This window comes from Kytococcus sp. HMSC28H12, from assembly GCF_001816045.1.
GTDB classification, from domain to species: Bacteria; Actinomycetota; Actinomycetes; order Actinomycetales; family Dermatophilaceae; genus Kytococcus; species Kytococcus schroeteri.
This window is the reverse complement of the sequence record NZ_KV824493.1, coordinates 1-833: the sequence shown is the minus strand read 5'-3', so window position 1 is coordinate 833 and position 833 is coordinate 1. Positions and strand designations below refer to the sequence as shown.

Genomic DNA, 833 nt, shown 5'->3' with positions numbered 1-833 from the left:
GGCGCGCGCGAGGGCCTCGGTCACGGCGCCGTGACCGACTGGGTGGGCGCCGGGCCGGACGAGGCGCCCGAGGCCTACGACCACCTCGACCCGCGCCGCCGCTGGGCCGACGCCCAGCCGGTGGATGCCGTGCTCGTCCACGGCGCCGACGACGCCACCGTGCCCGTCGCCCACAGCGAGGACTTCGACGCCCCCAGCCACGTGCTGCCGGGCGCCCACCACGCGGACCTCATCGACCCCGACTCGCCGCACTGGCACCACGTGCACACGGCCTTCCTCGAGGCCTACTCCGCCCTCTGGCAGCGCACGATGCAGTGACCTCGGGGGCACCTTTGCCTCGGTCTGCCTCCAAGGGCGTTGGTGCGCAAGGATTTGACGGCCCCCCGGGGGGGATACTCTGGCTCGTTCATTTCGATGAGTCGCTGAGGGGGTTCAGGTGCGTTCGGCCAAGGGTTTGCTTCTTGCGCTGCTGATGACGTGTGCCGCGCCCGGTGCAGGGCTGGCCAGTCCGAGTGCCGAGGATGGGTTCAGGTGGGACCTGGCTGAGGACGGGAACGGTTCGCCGATCACCACGCGCTCAGAGACTCCTCTGAGTGCCATGGGGAGCAGGGGTGGCGGGTGGCCGGCAGTCACGTCAGGGGAGGTCCAGGGGTGGTCCATCCCGAGCAGCGGCGGGGCTGGCTCTGCTGGGTGGGGTGGGGCGCCCTTCATGGTCGGAGGAACCCCGGAAGCCGTGATGAACGTCGAGGGCCGTGGGCGCATCGTTGTCAGTCGCCTCGATGGCATCTCCCAGCGAGATTGGGGGCTCTTCCGATCTGAGGGTGTAGCAGTGG

Annotated in this window: 1 pseudogene; it reads left to right on the top strand. The window is 70.3% G+C overall.

What is annotated here, in order from left to right:
* Positions 1-318, top strand: a pseudogene (locus tag HMPREF3099_RS12900) (hypothetical protein); the annotation flags it as partial.
* Between the last annotated feature and the right edge of the window lie 515 nt (positions 319-833).